This is a genomic window from Mesorhizobium sp. M4B.F.Ca.ET.203.01.1.1 (assembly GCF_004791025.1).
Taxonomy (GTDB): domain Bacteria; phylum Pseudomonadota; class Alphaproteobacteria; order Rhizobiales; family Rhizobiaceae; genus Mesorhizobium; species Mesorhizobium abyssinicae.
Map to the genome: position 1 here is coordinate 42,819 of NZ_SRUO01000014.1, position 18,938 is coordinate 61,756.

Consider the following 18,938-nt stretch of genomic DNA (forward strand, 5'->3'; position numbering starts at 1 on the left):
ATGGCCATCTATGTCGTGATGGAGCCGCCGGGCCGCGGTGAACGATCCGATGGAACGGTCTTTGTCCGCGACGGTTTCGCCTGGCTGGGCTTCCTCGTGCCGCCGCTGTGGCTCGCCTGGAACCGGCTGTGGATCGAGGCGGCGCTGACCTTCGTCGTCATGGCCATCCTGTCGATGCTTGGCGAGAAGCTTGGACTTGCCTGGGCGGGCTCGGCCCTGTCGCTGCTGGTCTCGCTCTATGTCGGGCTGGAAGGGCAAGGGCTGCGCATCGCGGCGCTACGCCGCCGCGGCTGGCACGAATGGGGCGTCGTCGAGGCCGACAGGCTGGACGGCGCCGAGACGCGTCATGCGCTGGAGACCGACGTGCCGCCAGGCGAGCAGCCGCCCGTGCCGCGCATCGTGCCCGACGCCAATCTGGCACGGCCGGCGCAGACCGGTATGGCTCTGGGGCTCACCCACACGCCGGGAAGGCCCTGACATGCGGGTTGCGATCATCGATTACGGGTCGGGCAATCTGCGCTCGGCCACCAAGGCCTTCGAGCGCGCCGCGCGCGAGGCGGGCATTGCCGCGACAATCGAGCTCACCGCCGATGCCGAGCGGGTCCGCACCGCCGACCGCATCGTGCTGCCCGGCGTCGGCGCTTATGCCGACTGCGCGGCCGGCCTCAAGGCCGTCAGCGGCATGTGGGACGCGGTGGAAGAGGTGGCGATCGTCAAGGGCCGGCCGTTCCTCGGCATCTGCGTCGGCATGCAGCTGATGTCGGAACGCGGGCTGGAAAAGACCGTCACCAAGGGCTTCGGCTGGATCGCCGGCGACATCAAGGAGATCACGCCCGCCGATGCGGCGCTGAAGATCCCGCAGATCGGCTGGAACACGATCGAGCTCACGCGCAAGCATCCGGTATTCTCGGGCATCGAGACCGGGCCGAAGGGACTGCACGCCTATTTCGTCCATTCCTATCATCTGGAGGCCACGAAGCCGGACGAGGTGCTGGCGGTCGCCGACTATGGCGGGCCGGTGACGGCGGCTGTCGCGCGCGACAACCTGGTCGGCACGCAGTTCCATCCCGAAAAGAGCCAGGCCCTCGGCCTCGCCCTGATCACCAATTTCCTGCGCTGGAGGCCTTGATGAGCAAGAAGGGCTACTGGATCGCGCTGATCGACGTCCGCGATCCCGAGATCTACAAGCAATATATCGAGGCCAACGCTGTGGCATTCGCCAAATACGGTGCGGAATTCCCCGTGCGGGCCGGACGCTACACCAACCCGGAAGGGCCGACGGGCAATCGCCATGTCGTGGTCGAGTTCGAGTCCTACGAAACGGCGATCGCCTGCTACGAATCGCCGGAATACCAAGCGGCCTCGAAATATAGGCTTACCGCCTCGACCGGCCACTTTGTCATCGTCGAGGGCGCCTGACCGTGATCCTGTTTCCCGCGATCGATCTCAAGGACGGCAAATGCGTGCGCCTGAAGCACGGCGACATGGCCACGGCCACCATCTACAACGATGACCCGGCGGCCCAGGCCAAGGCCTTCGAGGAACAGGGCTTCGAGTGGCTGCACGTGGTCGACCTCAACGGCGCCTTCAAGGGCCAGAGCGTCAACAGCGCGGCTGTCGGCGCCATCCTCAAGGCAACCGCGAACCCGGTGCAGCTCGGCGGCGGCATCCGCACGCTGGAGCAGATCGAGGACTGGCTCGACCGTGGCCTGGCACGCGTCATCCTCGGCACCGTGGCGGTGCGCGACCCCGACCTCGTCAAGCAGGCCTGCAAGACCTTTCCGGGCAAGATCGCCGTCGGTATCGACGCCAAGGGCGGCAAGGTCGCGGTCGAGGGCTGGGCCGAAGCGTCCAGCCTCGGCGTCGTCGAGCTGGCGCAGAAATTCGAAGGCGCCGGCGTCGCCGCCATCATCTACACCGATATCGACCGCGACGGCGTGCTGACCGGGATCAACTGGGATTCGACGATCGACCTCGCCGAGGCGGTGTCGATTCCGGTGATCGCCTCGGGCGGCCTGGCCTCGATCGCCGACATCGTGCGCATGACCATGCCTGACGCGCAGAGGCTCGAAGGCGCCATTTCCGGCCGCGCGCTCTATGACGGGCGCATCGACCCGGCCGAGGCGCTGGCGATCCTGCGCGGCGAGGGCATGGAGGCAAGGCCGTGAAGGTCTCGATCATCCTGGCGTCCTACGACAGCGGCCACTATCACGGCGGCTGCGGCCAGGGTCCGGACGCGCTGATGGCCGGCGGCCTGGCCGACGCGCTCAAGCTTGCCGGCCACGACATCGACGTCCACGATATCGGCAGGGTGAGCGACGACGAGCAGGCGCGCGAGATCGCGACCGGCTTCGCCGTCTGCAACGCCGTCTCGGGCGAGGTGCGCATCGCCCTCGACAATGGACGGTTTCCCGTCGTGCTCGCCGGTAACTGCCTGAGCAGCGCAGGCGCCGTGGCCGGCCAAGGCTCCGACGCCATCATCTGGGCCGACCAGCATGGCGACATCAACACGCCGGACACTTCCACCTCGGGATTTCTCGACGGCATGGCGCTGGCGACGGTACTGGGCCTCTGCTGGCGGCCGATGACGGCGCAGATCCCCGGCTTCAAGCCGATCGATCCCGCCCGTGCGGTGCTCGTCAATGCGCGCGACCTCGACCCGGCGGAAAAAGACCGTCTGGAAAAGCTCCCCGTGATCCGGGCGGAATGTCCGGGCTGGGCCGGGGCGGCCGAAAAGCTGAAGGCCGCCGGCGCAAGCCGTGTCCACATGCATATCGACCTCGACGTGCACGATCCCGAAGAGCTGCAGGCGAACCGCTTCGCGACGCCCGGCGGTCCCGCTCCGGAGCAGGTGCGCCGCGCCATGTGCGGCATGGCCGGCCTGCTGCCCGTCGCCGGCCTCACCATCTCCGCCTATGATCCGGCCTTCGATGCCAAGGGCGAGGTGCCGCCGCTGGTCGGTGAACTGCTGGTCGACCTGCTGGCGACATTGGAGAAGAGCTGATGCTGAAGGCACGCGTCATTCCTTGCCTCGACGTCAAGAACGGCCGCGTCGTCAAGGGCGTCAACTTCGTCGACCTCATCGATGCCGGCGATCCGGTCGAGGCGGCCAAGGCCTATGACGCGGCCGGCGCCGACGAGCTCTGCTTCCTCGACATCACCGCCTCGTCGGACAACCGCGAGACCATCTTCGACGTCGTCGCCCGCACCGCCGAGCAATGCTTCATGCCGCTCACCGTCGGCGGCGGCGTGCGCCAGGTGGCCGACATAAGAAGGCTGCTTCTGGCCGGCGCCGACAAGGTGTCGATCAACACGGCAGCGGTGAAGAATCCCGATTTCGTCGCGGAAGCGGCCGACAAGTTCGGCAACCAGTGCATCGTGGTGGCCATCGACGCCAAGAAGGTCTCGGGCGCCGGCGAGGCCGACCGCTGGGAGATCTTCACCCATGGCGGGCGCGAGAAGACCGGCATCGACGCCGTCGACTTCGCCAGGCGGATGGTCGATCGCGGCGCCGGCGAGATCTTGCTTACCTCGATGGACCGCGACGGCACCAAGGCCGGCTACGACATCGCGCTGACACGCGCGATCGCGGACGCGGTGCGCGCGCCGGTCATCGCCTCCGGCGGCGTCGGCACGCTCGACCATCTGGTGGAAGGCATCCGCGACGGCCATGCCGGTGCGGTGCTTGCCGCCTCGATCTTCCATTTCGGCACCTACACCATCGCCGAGGCCAAGGCGCATATGGCCGCTGCCGGGCTGCCGATGCGGCTGGACTCGCCGGTTCAACGGGCTTAAACGGCGAAAATGACTGAGTTTTCGCTGTCCGATCTGGAAAAGACCATCCGGGAACGCGCCCGCTCCGGCGATCCGGACTCGTGGACGGCAAAGCTGTTCGCCAAGGGCATCGACAAGGCGGCGCAGAAGCTCGGCGAGGAAGCCGTCGAGACGGTGATCGCCGCCGTGCGCGGCGACAGGCAGGGCCTCGTTTCGGAAAGTGCCGATCTTATGTATCATTGGCTGGTCGTCCTCGGCATCGCCGGCGTGCCGCTGGACGAGGTGCTGAAGGAGCTCGAGGGCCGCACCGGCCGCTCGGGGGTTGCCGAAAAGGCGTCGCGGCCCAAGGGCTGACGGTAGAGACGGATTGAGCATGATGTCGCCCGAGAACCGCTTCACACTTTTCGACATCATGCTCTAGGAGGGCAGGAAACTCGATGGATCAGCTTGCTCCTACCGAGAAATACTCCCCCTATCGCTTCTTCTCGGCCGAGCAATGGTCACAGTTCCGCGCCGACACGCCGCTGACGCTGACCGAGGACGAGATCGACCGCTTGCGGTCGTTGAACGACCCGGTCGACCTCGAGGAGGTCAAACGCATCTATCTGTCGCTGTCGCGGCTGCTCTCGGCGCATGTCGAGGCAAGCCAGCTCCTGTTCCGGCAGCGCCAAGCCTTCTTCAACGCCCAGGATGTGGTCAAGACGCCCTTCATCATCGGCATCGCCGGCTCGGTCGCGGTCGGCAAATCGACCACGGCGCGCGTGCTCAAGGAGCTTCTGGCGCGCTGGCCGTCGAGCCCAAAGGTCGATCTGATCACCACCGACGGCTTTCTGCTGCCAAACGAGATCCTGCGCCGCGACAATCTGATGGAGCGCAAGGGCTTTCCCGACAGCTATGATGTCGGCGCGCTGCTCAGGTTCCTGTCCGGCATCAAGTCGGCGCAACGCAATGTCCGCGCGCCGGTCTATTCGCACCTGACCTACGATGTCATTCCCGGCGAGTTCGTCACCATCGATCGGCCGGACATTTTGATCTTCGAGGGCATCAACGTGCTGCAGCCGGGCAAATTGCCGAGGGACGGCAAGATCGTGCCCTTCCTGTCGGACTTCTTCGACTTCGCCATCTACATCGATGCCGACGAGAAACTGATCCACCAGTGGTACATCCAGCGCTTCATGCGGCTGCGCGAAACCGCCTTCCGCAACCCGGACTCCTTCTTCCACCGCTATTCGCAGCTTTCGGAAGACGCCGCACGCGCCATCGCCGAAGGTCTGTGGACCAACATCAACCTGAAGAACCTGCGCGAGAACATCCTGCCGACGCGGGCGCGCGCCGACCTTATCCTGCGCAAGGGCGCCAATCACCTGGTCGAGGAGGTGGCGCTGAGGAAGCTTTGACGCGCCGAGGCATTCCTTAAAGTCATCTTAACCGAGCTTTCCTATTGTCGGGCCCGATCCGCGGGCTGGGCAAGCAATGAACGCGCCATTCCTCCACATCGATCGACCGGCGTCGAGCGGCATCGCGCACCCGCGAACCGGCACGGCGACGGTCGCGCTGATCGTGCCGGTGCACAATGAGGAAAGCGCGATCGCGCCGTTTCTGGCGGCCGTGCGCGAACACACCGACCCGCTGAAGCAAGCCGGCGTCGCCTTCGACTTCATCTTCGTCAATGACGGCAGCAGCGACGCGACGCTCGATCGGCTGATCGAGGCGCAGCAAGCCGATCCGCGCATCCGGGTGATCGACCTGTCGCGCAATTTCGGCAAGGAAGCCGCCTTGACCGCCGGGCTCGACTGCTGCGATGCGGATGCCGCGATCCCGATGGATGCCGACCTCCAGGATCCGCCGCATGTCATTCCGCTGCTTGTCGAGAAATGGCGCGAGGGTTTCGAGGTCGTGCTCGCCAAGCGCGCCAGCCGCGCCAGCGACAGTTTCCTCAAGCAGCGCTCGGCGTCGATGTTCTACCGCGTTCACAACTGGATCGCGCAGCAGAAGATCCCGCAGGATGTCGGCGATTTCCGGCTGATCGACCGCCAGGTGATTGAGGCGCTGCGTTCGCTTCCCGAGCGGCGTCGGTTCATGAAAGGGCTGTTCGCCTGGGTGGGCTTCCGCTCCGCCACCGTCGAATACAGCCGCGACCAGCGCAGCGCCGGACAGTCGAAGTTCTCGGGCTGGCGGCTGTGGAACTTCGCGCTGGAAGGCATCACCAGCTTCTCGAGCGCACCGCTGGAGGTCTGGACCTATGTCGGCGCGACGATCTCGGCCTTCGCGTTCCTCTATGGCCTCCTGATCATCGCCAAGACGCTGGTTTTCGGCATCGACGTGCCCGGCTATGCCTCGCTGCTGGTCAGCGTGCTGTTCCTCGGCGGCATCCAGCTGCTCGGCATCGGCATCATCGGCCAGTATCTCGGCCGCGTCTATGCCGAGATCAAACAGCGCCCGATCTACATCGTGCGCCGCAAATACGACGGGACGCCCTGATGGAGCTCGATGCCTATCGGCGGATGGCGGCCACCGAGGACGAGCATTGGTGGTTCTGCGGGCGGCGCGCCATCGCCGAGGCGGTCATCCGCGGCCTCGGCCTGCCCCGCGACGCCGATATCCTCGAGATCGGCGCCGGCACGGGCGGCAACATCAGGATGCTGGAGCAGTTCGGCACCGTGACGGCGGTGGAGATGAACGAGCTGGCGCGCCGGATCGCCCGCGAGAAGACGGGCCGCGACTTCCTTGCCGGCCATCTTCCCGATGGCATGCCCGTGACGTCGGCGAGCTTCGACCTCGTCTGCCTGTTCGACGTGCTTGAGCATGTCGCGGAAGACGAAGCCTCGCTGGAGACGATAAGGCGAATGCTGAAGCCGGGCGGCAAGGTCGTGCTCACGGTTCCGGCGCACCAATGGCTGTGGAGCAAGCACGATGTCGGGCTGCACCACATGCGGCGCTATTCGCGCAATCTGTTGAAGACGCGTATCGAACAGGCCGGTTATCGCGTCGAGAAGCTGAGCTACACCAATGCGGCGCTGTTTCCGGTGGCGGCGCTCGCCCGCCTTGCCGACCGCCTGCGGCGCTCGAACACCGCTTCCGGGCAGGCGATGCCGCCAAAGCCGATCAACAGCGCGATGAAGGCGCTGTTTTCGGCCGAAAGCCGGATCCTGCCGAATGCCGGGCTGCCGTTCGGTGTCTCGCTGCTTGCCGTGTTCGGCACGGACGCGGCCTTCGACAGGGCGCGACTGGACAGCCGGCTGGCGGCCTGACTCCGACCATGCTGAACATTCTGCGCTCCCACCGGATTTCGCGCTTCGCAGTGATCGGCGGCGCTTCGACGCTGGTCTATGCCGTTTGCGCCCTGGCGCTGTCGCGCGGCGGCACTGGAGCCGCGATGCTCCCGGCAACGGCGGCGTCCGTGGTCGCCTATGCCATTGCGGGGCTGTTCTCCTATGCCGGACACAAGTACTTCACTTTCATGTCGGCTGGCGCGCACGCCTTCGAACTGCCGCGCTTTGCTCTGCTCAACGCGATGGGCCTGGCGACAGCCATCGCCTTGCCCGTCGTCCTCACCGAGCGGCTGGGCATGCCCGCGGCCATCCCGATCGTCCTGACCTGCATCGTCGTGCCGCTGGTGAATTACATCGTGCTCAGGCGTTGGGTGTTCCGCGATGTCTAGAGCCGAGCCCTACGACAAGCCTTTGGCCGGATTTGCTCCCACGTCGCGACCCGTCCGGCGGATCGCGACGCCGCTTTTCCTGACGTTCTTGGCTGCCGCCTATGCGGCGTGGCTGGCGATCGCTGTGGTGCCGACCAATGTCGATGTGTCGTGGCTGCTGGTGGTCTGCGAGCGGCTGTTGAACGGCGAACGGCTGAACACCGATATGCTAGAGACCAATCCGCCCTTCTCGATCTGGCTGTATATGCCGTTCGTGCTGCTGGAGAGGCTGACCGGCATAGCGGCCGAGTTCTGGCTGGCGCTCGGGGTTGTCTGTCTCGGTCTGGCCAGCCTGGTGGTTTGCGCCCGGATCCTGACGCGCGCCGACCCGATCTACCGGCAGGCCGGCGGCTTCTGGGTGCTGGCGGCGGTGGCCTTCATGGTACTGTGTTTCCTGCCGGATCAGTTCGGCCAGCGCGAGCAGTTCGCGCTGATCGGCATCCTGCCCTGGCTGGCATTGCAGTGCGCGCGCCAGCGGCAACCGGACTTCGTTGCCGGATCGCTTGCCGAACGCATCGTGGCCGGCCTCGGCGCCGGCGTCATGGTGATGGTCAAGCCACCCCACTTCGCCCTGGCCTTCGTCGTGCCGTCGCTGTGCCTCGCCTGGCAACGGCGTTCGCCAAGGCCGATCCTCGTTACGGAAAACCTTATCGGGGCCGCGATGGCCGTCTTCTACGTGGCCAGCATCGCAATCTTCGACCGCGGCTACCTGACGCAAGTCCTGCCGCTCGTCAGGGAAGTCTACCTGCCGCTTCGCGCGCCACTGCTCGACAATCTGGAGAACTGGCCGAAGATCGTGCTGCTGCTGTCGGCCGCGATCGTTGTCGGGACGGGAGCGCCGAGGCATGTGCATTGGGACACAAGGATCGCGCTGGCAAGCGCGCTCGGCCTGGTCCCCGCCTTCCTGCTGATGGGCAAGGGATGGCCGAACCACGCCCTGCCGATGGTCGCGATCACGGCAATCGCGTTCGGCCTGCAGCTTCTGCGGTTCGGCGATTTCCCAAAGAAAGGGATGGTTCGCAAAGCCGCGCTGATGTTCGGCTGCGTTCTGCTGCTGCAAGCGACGACCAGGGCGCAGTATGACGCGCTGACCAGGGACAGCGGACCGATCGAGCGATCGGTCGGTGCGATCCGCGACAGCTTCGAGCATCCGACGATCGTATCGATCGCCTCCCAGATGCAGGCCGCGTACCCCCTGACCCGGCTGGTGGGCGGCAGGTTCGTGTCGCGCAACCCCGGCGCCTGGATGGTCTCCAGCGCCCAGAAACTGGTGGACAGGACCGATGACCCCGAACAGAAGCTGAGATTGGAGACAATCCGCGATCAGGCGATCGGCGACTTTGCCGCCGAGATAGCGGCAAAGCAGCCCGACATCGTGCTGGCAGGCCCGGCAGGCAATCCGTCCTGGGATGCGCTCATGCACGGCGACAAGCGGATCATGGCTGCCTTGCGCAACTACCGTGTGCTGCATGCGGAGCCGGCAATCACCGTCTACCGGCGCATCCAAAGATGAAGGATACGGCGCTCAGAACGCCGCGACGGCCGCCTCGGGGCGATTGACGGTCGCTGTCTGCATGGCCGCCACCGGCCGGGAATCGGCCGGGATCAGCTTGCGAGCCACGACATAGACGATGAGGGTGACGATGGCGCTGACATAGCCGTCGATCGCATAATGCCAGGCGAGGTAAACCGAGCTGGCCGCGACGAAGGCGACATAGACGAACGCCAGCGCACCGAGATAGCGGTTGAACTCGCGCAGGAACAGCGCGTTCAGCATCGCCAACCCGACATGCACGCTCGGGAACGCCGAAATGCCCGAGCCAAAGCCGGTCTGCCTAGCCTCGTGCAGCGTCCACAGATACTGCTGATAGGAAACGGCGGAGTTGCGCGACGCGGCGCCATGGGCCAGGAACGCAAGCTGTTCGCCAAACCGGGCCACGTCTCCCGTGACCGAGCCATAGAACGCCGGACCCGCCGACAGGAACAGCGCGGCCAGCACGTTGCCGACGACGATCCAGACCGCCATGAAGCAGGCCAGGTAGCGCGTGCGAACCGATGCGACCATGGGCGACGTCGCGACAAAGAACAGGGCGCCGAAATTGAGCAGGAACCAGAAGACGTTGTAGTTCCACTCGATTGCGGCGCGGATCGAATCGTTTTCGGCCACGGCGTAAAGCCAGCGCCAGGGATCGGTGCCAAAATGCAGGAAGGCGTCGATGTTGGCTTGCGCCACGTCGAACGGAAAACCGTCCTGCCAGACCGGCATGCCGTTTTTCACCGAGGTGAACGTGCCTTGGAAGATCATCAGCGCCATAAGCAGGCTCAGCCCGGAGAACGCGTAGGCCAACCGCGTCATGGAAAAGATCCGTTTCGCGGCGAGACGGCGCCGGGGGCCGAAGCGGCGGACGATCAGGATGAGGTCGATAAGGATGGCAAAAGCCGGCAATATCAGACAGTTAAGCAGTGTCCATCTGCCGAAATATATCGCATATGCGGTGCGGTCGTCAGCGCCTATCGCATGCAGGAAGACCAGTCCCGCCAACGTATAGATGACGATGCTCAGATAAAGGCCCGAATCCCTGCGAACGAGCTGAATTGCCCCGCAGACGATCGTCCACAGGTGACGGATAACCAAACCGCTCTCAGTCATTGCCCGACCCCACACCGCAGCGCCTTGGCGTATTTATGAAAAAAGTCTGTAGATTCGGTTAGCGGGCGTGCAGCGTCACCCGCCGCAACGTCAGATTGATGCGACCGCCATTCTTCAGCAGCGCCGAGGTCGACGGGTAGATGCGGTCGACGCCGTGGAAGCAAAGGCGGCCCTCGCCGCCGAGCACGACGACGTCGCCGCTTTTCAGCCGGAAGGATTTTGTTCCGCCTTCGCGCGTGGTCTGGCCGACCCTGAACAGGCAATCGTCGCCGAGCGACACGGAGACGACGGGCGCGGCGAAATCTTCCTCGTCGCGGTCCTGGTGCAGGCCCATCCTGGCGTCGCTCGAATAGAAATTGACGAGACAGGCCTCAGGCGGATGCGGATAGGCAGCAACCTCCTGCCATACTTTCAGCAAGGCCTCCGGGATCGGTGGCCAGAGCTGTCCTGAGACCGGATGCGTCGGCTGATAGCGGTAGCCACGCTCCTTGTCGGTGACCCAGCCGAGCGGGCCGCAATTGGTCATGCGCACGCTCATTTCCTTGCCGGTGCGCGGCATGGCCGGCACGAACAAGGGCGCAGCCTGCACCACCGCCCTGATCTCTTCGACCAGCGCTTCCTGCGCCGGGCGCGGCAGGTAGCCGGGCATATGGCGGACACCCTTGGGCAAAACGAGCATGGGATTTCCGTTCGATCCGGTTAGCGCGCCCGAGCATGCCACCGATGGGGAAAGACGGCGACCCGAAAGCGGGGCCAGCGCGGTCTCCGCCGGGCCGTCTCAGTCGTTCTCGACCCGGCCGCGCAGCTTCTTCACCGTGGAGCGCCCGGCCTTGGTCTTGAGGCGGCGCTCGACGGCGCCTTTCGACGGCCTGGTCTTCTTGCGCGGCGGCGGCGGCGGCTCGGCCGCCTTGGCGACCAGAGCTGTCAGCCTCGCCCGCGCATCGGCCCGGTTCTGCTCCTGGGTGCGGAAGCGTCCGGCCTCGATGACGACGACGCCGTCCTTGGTGGCGCGCTGGCCGGCAAGCTTGATGGTGCGCTCGCGCACCCGCTCCGGCAGGCCCTCTGCGTTGGCGGCATCGAAGCGCAGTTGCACGGCGGTGGCCACCTTGTTGACGTTCTGGCCGCCAGGACCCGAGGAACGGATGAAATCCTCGTGCAGATCGCCGGGATGGATCACCACATTGTCGGCAATGATGATTTTTTCGTCTGAAGCCATGCCGCAGTCATGACGCGGCGGCGTGAAAAAGAAAAGACCCGGCGCAAAGCCGGGTCTTGGACAGAAACACCATAGCCGCAACGACTATTCGGCCGCTTCCTGCAGGCGCGGCGCGGCACCCATGATGGTCGCGTCGACATGCGGCTCAAACTTTTCGAAGTTGGCGGCGAACATGCCGACCAGCCTCGCCGCCTGGCGGTCGTAGGCCGGCTTGTCGGCCCAGGTCGAGCGCGGATCGAGGATGGCGCGCTCGACGCCGGCGACCGCCACCGGCACCGCGAAGCCGAAATTGGCGTCGGTGCGGAAATCGGCGGTCTTCAGCGAGCCGTCGAGCGCGGCGGCGAGCAGCGCCCGCGTCACCTTGATCGGCATGCGGCGGCCGGTGCCGTAAGCGCCGCCGGTCCAACCGGTGTTGACAAGCCAGCAATCGGCGCCATGGCGGGCGATCAGCTCGCGCAGCAGATTGCCGTATTCCGATGGGTGGCGCGGCATGAACGGCGCGCCGAAACAGGTCGAGAAGGTCGCTTCCGGCTCGGTGACGCCCTTTTCGGTGCCGGCGACCTTGGCCGTATAGCCGGAGAGGAAATGATACATCGCCTGCGCCGGGGTCAGTTTCGCGATCGGCGGCATCACGCCGAAGGCGTCGGCGGTCAGCATGATGATGTTTTTGGGATGACTGGCGCGGCCGGTCTTCGAGGCATTGGGGATGTAGTCGAGCGGATAGGCGCAGCGCGTGTTTTCGGTCAGGCTGCCGTCGTCGAAATCCGGCACGCGGTCGGCGCCGAGCACGACATTTTCCAGCACGGTGCCGAAACGTTGCGTGGTGGCGAAGATCTCCGGCTCGGCCTCGGCCGAGAGCCTGATCGTCTTGGCGTAGCAGCCGCCCTCGAAGTTGAAGATGCCGTGCGGGCCCCAGCCGTGCTCGTCATCGCCGATCAGCGTGCGCGACGGATCGGCCGACAGCGTCGTCTTGCCGGTTCCGGAGAGGCCGAAGAACACCGCCGCGTCGCCCGCCGGGCCTTCATTGGCCGAGCAGTGCATCGGCATCACGCCCTTGGCCGGCAGCAGATAGTTGAGGGCGGTGAACACCGACTTCTTCATCTCGCCGGCATAGAAGGTGCCGCCGATCAGCACGATCATGCGCGTCAGATCGACGGCGATCACCGTTTCGGTGCGGGTGCCGTGGCGGGCCGGGTCGGCGCGGAACGAGGGCAGATCGATGATCGTCATCGCCGGCACGAAATGCGCGAGCTCCGACGCCTCGGGGCGGATCAGGAGATTGCGGATGAACAGCGAATGCCAGGCGAATTCGGTGACGACCCGGGTCGGCAGCTTCAGATCCGAATCGGCGCCGCCGACCAGATCCTGAACATAGAGGTCCTTGTTCGCCGCATGGGCGTGGAAATCTGCCAGCAGCGCATCGAACTGCGCCGGCGAGATCGCCTTGTTGTTGTCCCACCAGACATGCGGTTCGGTGGCGCCGTCGCGCACGACGAATTTGTCCTTGGGCGAGCGTCCCGTATGCTGGCCGGTCTCGGCGACGAGGGCGCCATGGGCGGTGAGCCTGGCCTCGCCGCGGCGGATCGCTTCCTCGTACAGCGCGGCGGCGCCGAAGTTATAGCGTACCGTGCCCGTGGTCTTCAGATCGAGGGGGCATGCGGGATTGCGTTTGCCGGCTTCCGACATCAAGGGTCCCTTCTACGTTTGCCGCATCTGGCTTTGTTTTGCCGCGTCTGGCCGGCGGATAATCGGCGCCCCGGCGGTGGGGCTGAGAGGGTCAGAACCAGAAAACCCGAATGATATCAAATCTTTAATCGATTTAAAAAATTTGAAAGTTGTTTAAATCGTTTATATGTGCAAAAAATCACAGTGGTTGCCCAAAGGATTGGCAAACCTTGTTCGTCCAATCCGCGTAGGGGTGCGAATGCGGCCGCCGGCACGCTGTGCGTGACACTGCGCGGAGCTTATGCCACATTTTGTACCTAATTTGTCCTGCAAAAGCCCCTTCTCGACGAAAGAAGGGACAGCTCATGAGGGAGCCGCTTGAAATGGCAACAATCGCGCTTGTCGACGACGACCGCAATATCCTGACGTCGGTGTCGATCGCCCTCGAATCCGAGGGCTATCGCGTCGAAACCTACACGGATGGTGCGTCGGCGCTGGAAGGCCTGGCGGCGCGGCCGCCGAATCTCGCCATCCTCGACATCAAGATGCCGCGCATGGACGGCATGGAACTCTTGCGCCGGATGCGTCAGAAATCCGACCTGCCGGTGATCTTCCTGACCTCCAAGGACGACGAGATCGACGAGCTCTTCGGCCTCAAGATGGGCGCCGACGACTTCATCCGCAAACCGTTCTCGCAGCGCCTGCTGGTCGAGCGGGTGCGCGCGGTGCTGCGCCGCACCAGCGCCCGCGAGGCCGCCGCCAAGCAGCCCAGCCAGCAGGCCCGCTCGCTGGAGCGCGGCCAGCTGGTGATGGACCAGGAGCGGCATACCTGCACCTGGAAGGGCGAGCCGGTGACGCTGACGGTCACCGAATTCCTCATCCTGCATTCGCTGGCGCAGCGTCCCGGGGTGGTAAAAAGCCGTGATGCGCTGATGGATTCGGCCTATGATGAACAGGTCTATGTCGACGATCGCACCATCGACAGCCACATCAAGCGGCTGCGCAAGAAGTTCAAGGCCGTCGACGACGACTTCGAAATGATCGAAACCCTTTACGGAGTCGGATACCGGTTCCGCGAAGCGTAAGTTGATGCATGCCGCTCGACGGTGTACGGCGGTTTGGGTCAACGACATGCGTAGGAACAGGCCGGGAGCTGCTATTCGATGGCAGTGGACGTAGAGCGGAACAGAAGGGCGGGCGCCGTCAGGCGGCCGTCCAGGATGCTGCCCGCATTCCTGTCGAAGATCACCGTGCCGATGCGCCGTTTCCTCGGCCATCACATCTTCTCCAGCCTTACCCGCCGCATCCTGTTCCTCAACCTTGCCGGCCTGGCGGTGCTGGTCACCGGCATCCTCTATCTCAACACCTTCCGCGACGGGCTGATCGATGCCCGCGTCGAAAGCCTGATGACGCAGGGCGAGATCATCGCCGGCGCGATCGCGGCGTCCGCGACGGTGGAGACCGATTCGATCAGCATCGATCCGGAAAAGCTGCTCGAGCTGCAGGCGGGCGAGAGCCTGGGCCCCGGTTCCGACCAGCTCGACAATCTCGACTTCCCGATCAACCCTGAGCGGGTCGCGCCGGTGCTGCGGCGGCTGATCTCGCCGACGCGCACGCGCGCCCGCATCTACGACCGCGACGCCAACCTGCTGCTCGATTCGCGCCATCTCTATTCGCGCGGCCAGATCCTGCGCTACGACCTGCCGCCGGTCGACGACGAGCAGCCGGGCATCGTCGAGCGCGTCGAAAAGTTCGTCTTCGACTTCTTCCGCAACAAGGACCTGCCGGTCTACCACGAGCAGCCCGGCGGCAACGGCGCGGCGTTTCCGGAAGTGGTCAAGGCACTGACCGGCAGCCCCTCGACCATCGTGCGCATCAGCGAGCAGGGCGAGCAGATCGTCTCCGTCGCCGTCCCGATCCAGCGCTTCCGTGCCGTGCTCGGCGTGCTGATGCTGTCGACCGAAGGCGGCGACATCGACAAGATCGTCTCCGCCGAGCGCAAGGCGATCCTGCGCGTCTTCGGCATTGCGGCACTTGTCACCGCCATCCTGTCGATGCTGCTCGCCTCGACCATCGCCAACCCGTTGCGCCGGCTTTCCGCCGCCGCCGTCAGGGTGCGGCGCGGCGTCAAGAACCGCGAGGAAATCCCCGACTTCTCCGACCGCCAGGACGAGATCGGCAATTTGTCGATCGCGGTCCGCGACATGACCAACGCGCTCTATGCCCGCATCGAGGCGATCGAGAGCTTCGCCGCCGACGTCTCGCACGAACTGAAGAACCCGCTGACGTCGCTGCGCAGCGCCGTGGAGACGCTGCCCCTGGCGAAGAACGAGAATTCGCGCGGGCGGCTGATGGAGATCATCCAGCATGACGTGCGGCGGCTCGACCGGCTGATCACCGACATTTCCGACGCATCGCGCCTCGACGCCGAGCTGGCGCGCGAGGATGCGGGAACGGTCGACCTCAAGACCTTCATCACCGACCTCGTCGCCGTCTCGCGCGAGACGACGCGCAACAAGAAGGCGGTCGAGATCGAGCTCAAGGTGGCCAAGCTGCCGCAAGGCGTCAAAGGCTATGTCGTCACCGGCCACGACCTGCGGATCGGCCAGGTGATCACCAATCTGATCGAGAATGCCCGCTCCTTCGTTCCCGAGGAGCATGGCCATATCACCATCTCGCTGGCGCGCGCCGGCAAGCTCAACATCGTCACCGTCGACGACAACGGGCCGGGCATCCGGGCCGACAACATCGACCGCATCTTCGAGCGTTTCTACACCGACCGTCCGGCCGGCGAGGCCTTCGGCCAGAATTCCGGCCTTGGCCTGTCGATCAGCCGGCAGATCGTCGAGGCGCATGGCGGCACGCTGACGGCGGAAAACATCCCCGGCACCAAGCCCGGCGAGATCAAGGGCGCGCGCTTCGTGGTGACGCTGCCGGCCGAAGCTTGACTTCCGACGCCATCATGTCCGATCCCGCCGCGAAGCCCGAAAACATCCACGGAACCGCTATCCTGATCGGCGAGCGCGGCGTCCTCATCACCGGAGCGTCCGGCGCCGGCAAGACGACGCTGGCGCTGACGCTGATCGACCATTGCCGCGCGCGCGGCCTGTTTTCACGGCTGGTCGGCGACGACAGGCTGCTGGCCATGGCGCATGGCGGGCGGCTGGTGTGCCGCGTGCCGGCGACCATCGCCGGCCTCGCCGAGGTGCCCGGCTTCATTCCGCGGCCGCTGCCATTCGAGCCGGGCGCGGTGATCGACCTCAATGTGCGGCTGGTGCCACAGGCGGAAATGGCGCGTTTCCAGGAAGAAATCCGCGAACCGGTCGCCGGCTGCCCGGTGCCGCGCGTCGACCTTGCCGAGCGCAATGCGGCGACCGCCCTGCCGGCCGTGATGGCGCGGCTCTCCATCGCGCCTTTTCTATGATCCGCTTCGGCTTTTTTGCTGCAATGCGTCAAAATGGCCCGGGCCTGCGCAATTTTGGGCTTGTCAACGCGCCGCGCGTCGACAAGATAGCGCTCCCGCCGCCTGGAATGGCTGGCGAGCATAAAATACGCCTGTGAAGCGGCGATGACGGGAGCCACCAAAGAATGATCGGACTCGTGCTCGTGACGCACGGTCAGCTGGCCACGGAGTTCCGACATGCCGTGGAACATGTCGTCGGGCCACAGGACAATTTCGAAACCGTGGCGATCGGCGCCGAAGACGATATGGAGCAGCGCCGCCGCGACATCGTCGACGCCGTGGCGCGCGTCGACACCGGCGCCGGCGTCATCGTCTTGACCGACATGTTCGGCGGCACGCCCTCGAACCTTGCCATCTCGGTGATGGAATCCGGCCGCATCGAGGTCATCGCCGGCATGAACCTGCCGATGCTGATCAAGCTTTCCTCGATCCGCAAGGGCGACAACATGGCCGCCGCGCTCGACGAGGCGCAGGCCGCGGGGCGCAAATACATCAACGTCGCCAGCCAGCTCCTGAGCAGCAAATGAACGCGCTGTCGCCGGAACAGGACCAGCTCGTGCGTGATTTTCCGATCATCAACCAGCGCGGCCTGCATGCGCGCGCCTCGGCGAAATTCGTCCAGGTCGCCAGCAGCTTCGATGCCGCCATCCATGTCGAGAAGGACGGCGTCACGGTCGGCGGAACCTCGATCATGGGCCTGATGATGCTGGCGGCAAGCCCGGGCTATTCGATCCGCGTCACCGCCAGCGGCCCGCAAGCGCTGCAGGCCATCGACGCGCTGGAGCAGCTGGTCGCCGGGCGCTTCGGCGAGGAATGCTGACGACGAGCTTTTTGTCTTCATGCATGTCGTTACCCCAAAACCGCTGCACACTTTTGGGCGACATGCATCGGCGCAAAGACATGCACGAATAAAGATTTCTTTATATCCCATTGTCGTTTGGATGCCGATCTGCTAGTCAGGCCGGCAATCCGCGCCCTTCCACGCGCCGTCAGGCGCCGGCGCGTGTCACAGACAAATCACACCGGAGCACTGCCATGACGGGTAGCAAGGACTATGTGGTCGCCGACATTTCGCTTGCCGGCTGGGGCCGCAAGGAGATCGAGATCGCCGAAACCGAAATGCCGGGCCTGATGGCCTGCCGCGAGGAGTTCGGCGACAAGAAGCCGCTCAAGGGCGCGCGCATCACCGGCTCGCTGCACATGACGATCCAGACGGCGGTCCTGATCGAGACGCTGAAGGTGCTGGGCGCCGACATCCGCTGGGCCTCGTGCAACATCTTCTCGACCCAGGACCATGCCGCGGCGGCGATCGCCGAAGCCGGCATTCCGGTGTTCGCCATCAAGGGCGAGACGCTCGAGGACTATTGGGAATACACCGACAAGATCTTCCAGTGGGCCGATGGCGGCACCTCCAACATGATCCTCGACGATGGCGGCGACGCCACCATGTACATCCTGATCGGCGCCCGCGCCGAGGCCGGCGAGGATGTGCTGTCCAATCCGGGCAGCGAAGAGGAAGAGATCCTGTTCGCCCAGATCAAGAAGCGCCTGAAGGCCTCGCCCGGCTTCTTCACCAAGCAGAAGGAAGCGATCCGCGGCGTCACCGAGGAGACGACCACCGGCGTCAACCGGCTCTACCAGCTGCAGAAGAAGGGCCTGCTGCCGTTCCCGGCGATCAACGTCAACGATTCCGTCACCAAGTCGAAGTTCGACAACAAATACGGCTGCAAGGAATCGCTGGTCGACGGCATCCGCCGCGGCACCGACACGATGATGGCCGGCAAGGTCGCGGTCGTCTGCGGCTATGGCGACGTCGGCAAGGGCTCGTCGGCCTCGCTGAAGGGCGCCGGCGCCCGCGTCAAGGTCACCGAGGTCGATCCGATTTGCGCGCTGCAGGCGGCGATGGACGGTTTCGAGGTGGTCACGCTCGAGGACGCGGCGCCGACCGCGGATATCGTCATCACCACCACCGGCAACAAGGATGTCGTCACCCTCGACCACATGCGGTCGATGAAGGACATGGTGATCGTCGGCAACATCGGCCACTTCGACAACGAGATCCAGGTGGCGTCGCTGCGCAACCTGAAATGGACCAATGTCAAGCCGCAGGTCGACATGATCACCTTCCCGGACGGCAAGCGGATGATCCTTTTGTCCGAAGGTCGGCTGCTCAATCTCGGCAACGCCACGGGCCATCCGAGCTTCGTCATGTCGGCGTCCTTCACCAACCAGGTGCTGGCGCAGATCGAGCTCTACTCGAAGCACGGCCAGTACCAGAACCAGGTCTATGTGCTGCCGAAGCATCTCGACGAGAAGGTCGCGCGCCTGCATCTCGATAAGCTCGGCGCCCGGCTGACCGAACTGTCCGGCGAACAGGCCGCCTATATTGGCGTGACGCCGCAAGGGCCGTTCAAGCCGGAACACTACCGCTATTAACCAAAACGAAAATTACCACTAGATATTGAAGCCG

22 protein-coding genes are annotated in these 18,938 nt (G+C 64.9%); 18 read left to right on the forward strand and 4 right to left on the reverse strand.

Annotated features, from left to right (window positions below):
* The 12 genes from EN846_RS24900 to EN846_RS24955 all read left to right on the forward strand — a co-directional run bounded on the left by EN846_RS24900 (position 1) and on the right by EN846_RS24955 (position 8,987).
* Positions 1–477 (forward strand): DUF2628 domain-containing protein, encoded by a 477-nt coding sequence (locus EN846_RS24900; RefSeq protein ID WP_127283692.1) that lies wholly within the window; start codon positions 1–3, stop codon positions 475–477.
* Between the two features lies 1 nt (position 478).
* Entirely contained in the window at positions 479–1,129 is a 651-nt protein-coding gene (hisH, locus tag EN846_RS24905) for an imidazole glycerol phosphate synthase subunit HisH (RefSeq protein ID WP_127283693.1), read from the forward strand.
* Positions 1,129–1,419 carry a DUF1330 domain-containing protein gene (locus EN846_RS24910; RefSeq protein WP_128346014.1) on the forward strand — a complete coding sequence of 97 codons (291 nt, stop codon included), beginning with the start codon at positions 1,129–1,131 and terminating at the stop codon, positions 1,417–1,419. Before hisH ends, EN846_RS24910 begins: the two co-directional genes overlap by 1 nt.
* Before the next feature lie 2 nt (positions 1,420–1,421).
* Positions 1,422–2,168: a 1-(5-phosphoribosyl)-5-[(5-phosphoribosylamino)methylideneamino]imidazole-4-carboxamide isomerase gene (gene hisA, locus EN846_RS24915; protein WP_127283695.1), complete on the forward strand. Its 747-nt coding sequence runs from the start codon at positions 1,422–1,424 to the stop codon at positions 2,166–2,168.
* Positions 2,165–3,004, forward strand: coding sequence for an arginase family protein (locus EN846_RS24920; protein ID WP_127283696.1), 840 nt, complete (start codon positions 2,165–2,167; stop codon positions 3,002–3,004). The genes hisA and EN846_RS24920 overlap by 4 nt, the downstream gene beginning before the upstream one ends.
* A complete protein-coding gene (gene hisF, locus EN846_RS24925) occupies positions 3,001–3,795 on the forward strand; it encodes an imidazole glycerol phosphate synthase subunit HisF (RefSeq protein WP_187331353.1) in 795 nt (264 codons plus the stop codon). Before EN846_RS24920 ends, hisF begins: the two co-directional genes overlap by 4 nt.
* Positions 3,796–3,804: 9 nt before the next feature.
* On the forward strand, positions 3,805–4,128 hold the full coding sequence (locus EN846_RS24930) for a phosphoribosyl-ATP diphosphatase (RefSeq protein ID WP_127283698.1): 324 nt from the start codon (positions 3,805–3,807) through the stop codon (positions 4,126–4,128).
* Positions 4,129–4,211: 83 nt separating this feature from the next.
* A complete protein-coding gene (gene coaA / locus EN846_RS24935; protein WP_126057108.1) occupies positions 4,212–5,171 on the forward strand; it encodes a type I pantothenate kinase in 960 nt (319 codons plus the stop codon).
* A 76-nt stretch (positions 5,172–5,247) separates the two neighbouring features.
* Entirely contained in the window at positions 5,248–6,255 is a 1,008-nt protein-coding gene (locus EN846_RS24940; RefSeq protein ID WP_245493258.1) for a glycosyltransferase family 2 protein, read from the forward strand.
* Positions 6,255–7,025, forward strand: a complete 771-nt coding sequence (locus EN846_RS24945; protein ID WP_127391620.1) for a class I SAM-dependent methyltransferase — start codon at positions 6,255–6,257, stop codon at positions 7,023–7,025. Before EN846_RS24940 ends, EN846_RS24945 begins: the two co-directional genes overlap by 1 nt.
* Positions 7,026–7,033: 8 nt before the next feature.
* Positions 7,034–7,435: a GtrA family protein gene (locus EN846_RS24950; protein WP_127283701.1), complete on the forward strand. Its 402-nt coding sequence runs from the start codon at positions 7,034–7,036 to the stop codon at positions 7,433–7,435.
* Positions 7,428–8,987, forward strand: coding sequence for a hypothetical protein (locus tag EN846_RS24955; protein WP_127391619.1), 1,560 nt, complete (start codon positions 7,428–7,430; stop codon positions 8,985–8,987). The genes EN846_RS24950 and EN846_RS24955 overlap by 8 nt, the downstream gene beginning before the upstream one ends.
* A gap of 12 nt (positions 8,988–8,999) precedes the next feature.
* Here the strand turns inward: EN846_RS24955 and EN846_RS24960 are convergent, their stop codons facing one another.
* From EN846_RS24960 to EN846_RS24975, 4 genes are all read right to left on the reverse strand, one after another.
* The gene (locus tag EN846_RS24960) at positions 9,000–10,124 is read right to left on the reverse strand and encodes a phosphatase PAP2 family protein (protein ID WP_127391618.1); all 1,125 of its coding nucleotides are present in this window, start codon (positions 10,122–10,124) and stop codon (positions 9,000–9,002) included.
* A 58-nt stretch (positions 10,125–10,182) separates the two neighbouring features.
* Entirely contained in the window at positions 10,183–10,803 is a 621-nt protein-coding gene (locus EN846_RS24965; RefSeq protein ID WP_127391617.1) for an alpha-ketoglutarate-dependent dioxygenase AlkB, read from the reverse strand.
* A gap of 99 nt (positions 10,804–10,902) precedes the next feature.
* The gene (gene arfB / locus EN846_RS24970) at positions 10,903–11,340 is read right to left on the reverse strand and encodes an alternative ribosome rescue aminoacyl-tRNA hydrolase ArfB (RefSeq protein ID WP_127391616.1); all 438 of its coding nucleotides are present in this window, start codon (positions 11,338–11,340) and stop codon (positions 10,903–10,905) included.
* A gap of 84 nt (positions 11,341–11,424) precedes the next feature.
* Complete coding sequence (locus EN846_RS24975) at positions 11,425–13,026, reverse strand: phosphoenolpyruvate carboxykinase (protein ID WP_127391615.1); 1,602 nt, start codon at positions 13,024–13,026, stop codon at positions 11,425–11,427.
* A gap of 362 nt (positions 13,027–13,388) precedes the next feature.
* Between EN846_RS24975 and EN846_RS24980 the strand changes: the two genes are divergently transcribed.
* The 6 genes from EN846_RS24980 (at position 13,389) to ahcY (ending at position 18,904) form a co-directional block, all read left to right on the forward strand.
* Positions 13,389–14,090, forward strand: a complete 702-nt coding sequence (locus tag EN846_RS24980) for a response regulator transcription factor (protein WP_126057113.1) — start codon at positions 13,389–13,391, stop codon at positions 14,088–14,090.
* 78 nt (positions 14,091–14,168) lie between these two features.
* The gene (locus EN846_RS24985; protein WP_127283707.1) at positions 14,169–15,953 is read left to right on the forward strand and encodes a sensor histidine kinase; all 1,785 of its coding nucleotides are present in this window, start codon (positions 14,169–14,171) and stop codon (positions 15,951–15,953) included.
* 14 nt (positions 15,954–15,967) lie between these two features.
* Positions 15,968–16,429 (forward strand): HPr kinase/phosphorylase, encoded by a 462-nt coding sequence (locus EN846_RS24990; RefSeq protein ID WP_127283708.1) that lies wholly within the window; start codon positions 15,968–15,970, stop codon positions 16,427–16,429.
* A 164-nt stretch (positions 16,430–16,593) separates the two neighbouring features.
* The gene (locus EN846_RS25000) at positions 16,594–16,995 is read left to right on the forward strand and encodes a PTS sugar transporter subunit IIA (RefSeq protein ID WP_127283710.1); all 402 of its coding nucleotides are present in this window, start codon (positions 16,594–16,596) and stop codon (positions 16,993–16,995) included.
* Positions 16,992–17,288, forward strand: coding sequence for an HPr family phosphocarrier protein (locus EN846_RS25005; protein ID WP_127283711.1), 297 nt, complete (start codon positions 16,992–16,994; stop codon positions 17,286–17,288). The genes EN846_RS25000 and EN846_RS25005 overlap by 4 nt, the downstream gene beginning before the upstream one ends.
* 215 nt (positions 17,289–17,503) lie before the next feature.
* Positions 17,504–18,904 carry an adenosylhomocysteinase gene (gene ahcY / locus EN846_RS25010; protein ID WP_127391613.1) on the forward strand — a complete coding sequence of 467 codons (1,401 nt, stop codon included), beginning with the start codon at positions 17,504–17,506 and terminating at the stop codon, positions 18,902–18,904.
* Positions 18,905–18,938 lie beyond the last annotated feature (34 nt).

What these genes read in the sequence shown, in the direction of transcription:
- EN846_RS24955 (WP_127391619.1), top strand. Translation starts at nt 7,428, where the DNA reads ATGTCTAGAGCCGAGCCCTACGACAAGCCTTTGGCCGGATTTGCTCCC.
- ahcY (WP_127391613.1), top strand. Translation starts at nt 17,504, where the DNA reads ATGACGGGTAGCAAGGACTATGTGGTCGCCGACATTTCGCTTGCCGGC.
- EN846_RS24980 (WP_126057113.1), top strand. Translation starts at nt 13,389, where the DNA reads ATGGCAACAATCGCGCTTGTCGACGACGACCGCAATATCCTGACGTCG.
- EN846_RS24930 (WP_127283698.1), top strand. Translation starts at nt 3,805, where the DNA reads ATGACTGAGTTTTCGCTGTCCGATCTGGAAAAGACCATCCGGGAACGC.
- arfB (WP_127391616.1), bottom strand. Translation starts at nt 11,340, where the DNA reads ATGGCTTCAGACGAAAAAATCATCATTGCCGACAATGTGGTGATCCAT.
- EN846_RS24965 (WP_127391617.1), bottom strand. Translation starts at nt 10,803, where the DNA reads ATGCTCGTTTTGCCCAAGGGTGTCCGCCATATGCCCGGCTACCTGCCG.
- hisH (WP_127283693.1), top strand. Translation starts at nt 479, where the DNA reads ATGCGGGTTGCGATCATCGATTACGGGTCGGGCAATCTGCGCTCGGCC.
- EN846_RS24910 (WP_128346014.1), top strand. Translation starts at nt 1,129, where the DNA reads ATGAGCAAGAAGGGCTACTGGATCGCGCTGATCGACGTCCGCGATCCC.
- EN846_RS24985 (WP_127283707.1), top strand. Translation starts at nt 14,169, where the DNA reads ATGGCAGTGGACGTAGAGCGGAACAGAAGGGCGGGCGCCGTCAGGCGG.
- EN846_RS24975 (WP_127391615.1), bottom strand. Translation starts at nt 13,026, where the DNA reads ATGTCGGAAGCCGGCAAACGCAATCCCGCATGCCCCCTCGATCTGAAG.
- EN846_RS24950 (WP_127283701.1), top strand. Translation starts at nt 7,034, where the DNA reads ATGCTGAACATTCTGCGCTCCCACCGGATTTCGCGCTTCGCAGTGATC.
- EN846_RS24990 (WP_127283708.1), top strand. Translation starts at nt 15,968, where the DNA reads ATGTCCGATCCCGCCGCGAAGCCCGAAAACATCCACGGAACCGCTATC.
- EN846_RS25000 (WP_127283710.1), top strand. Translation starts at nt 16,594, where the DNA reads ATGATCGGACTCGTGCTCGTGACGCACGGTCAGCTGGCCACGGAGTTC.
- EN846_RS24940 (WP_245493258.1), top strand. Translation starts at nt 5,248, where the DNA reads ATGAACGCGCCATTCCTCCACATCGATCGACCGGCGTCGAGCGGCATC.
- EN846_RS24945 (WP_127391620.1), top strand. Translation starts at nt 6,255, where the DNA reads ATGGAGCTCGATGCCTATCGGCGGATGGCGGCCACCGAGGACGAGCAT.
- EN846_RS24960 (WP_127391618.1), bottom strand. Translation starts at nt 10,124, where the DNA reads ATGACTGAGAGCGGTTTGGTTATCCGTCACCTGTGGACGATCGTCTGC.
- coaA (WP_126057108.1), top strand. Translation starts at nt 4,212, where the DNA reads ATGGATCAGCTTGCTCCTACCGAGAAATACTCCCCCTATCGCTTCTTC.
- EN846_RS24900 (WP_127283692.1), top strand. Translation starts at nt 1, where the DNA reads ATGGCCATCTATGTCGTGATGGAGCCGCCGGGCCGCGGTGAACGATCC.
- EN846_RS25005 (WP_127283711.1), top strand. Translation starts at nt 16,992, where the DNA reads ATGAACGCGCTGTCGCCGGAACAGGACCAGCTCGTGCGTGATTTTCCG.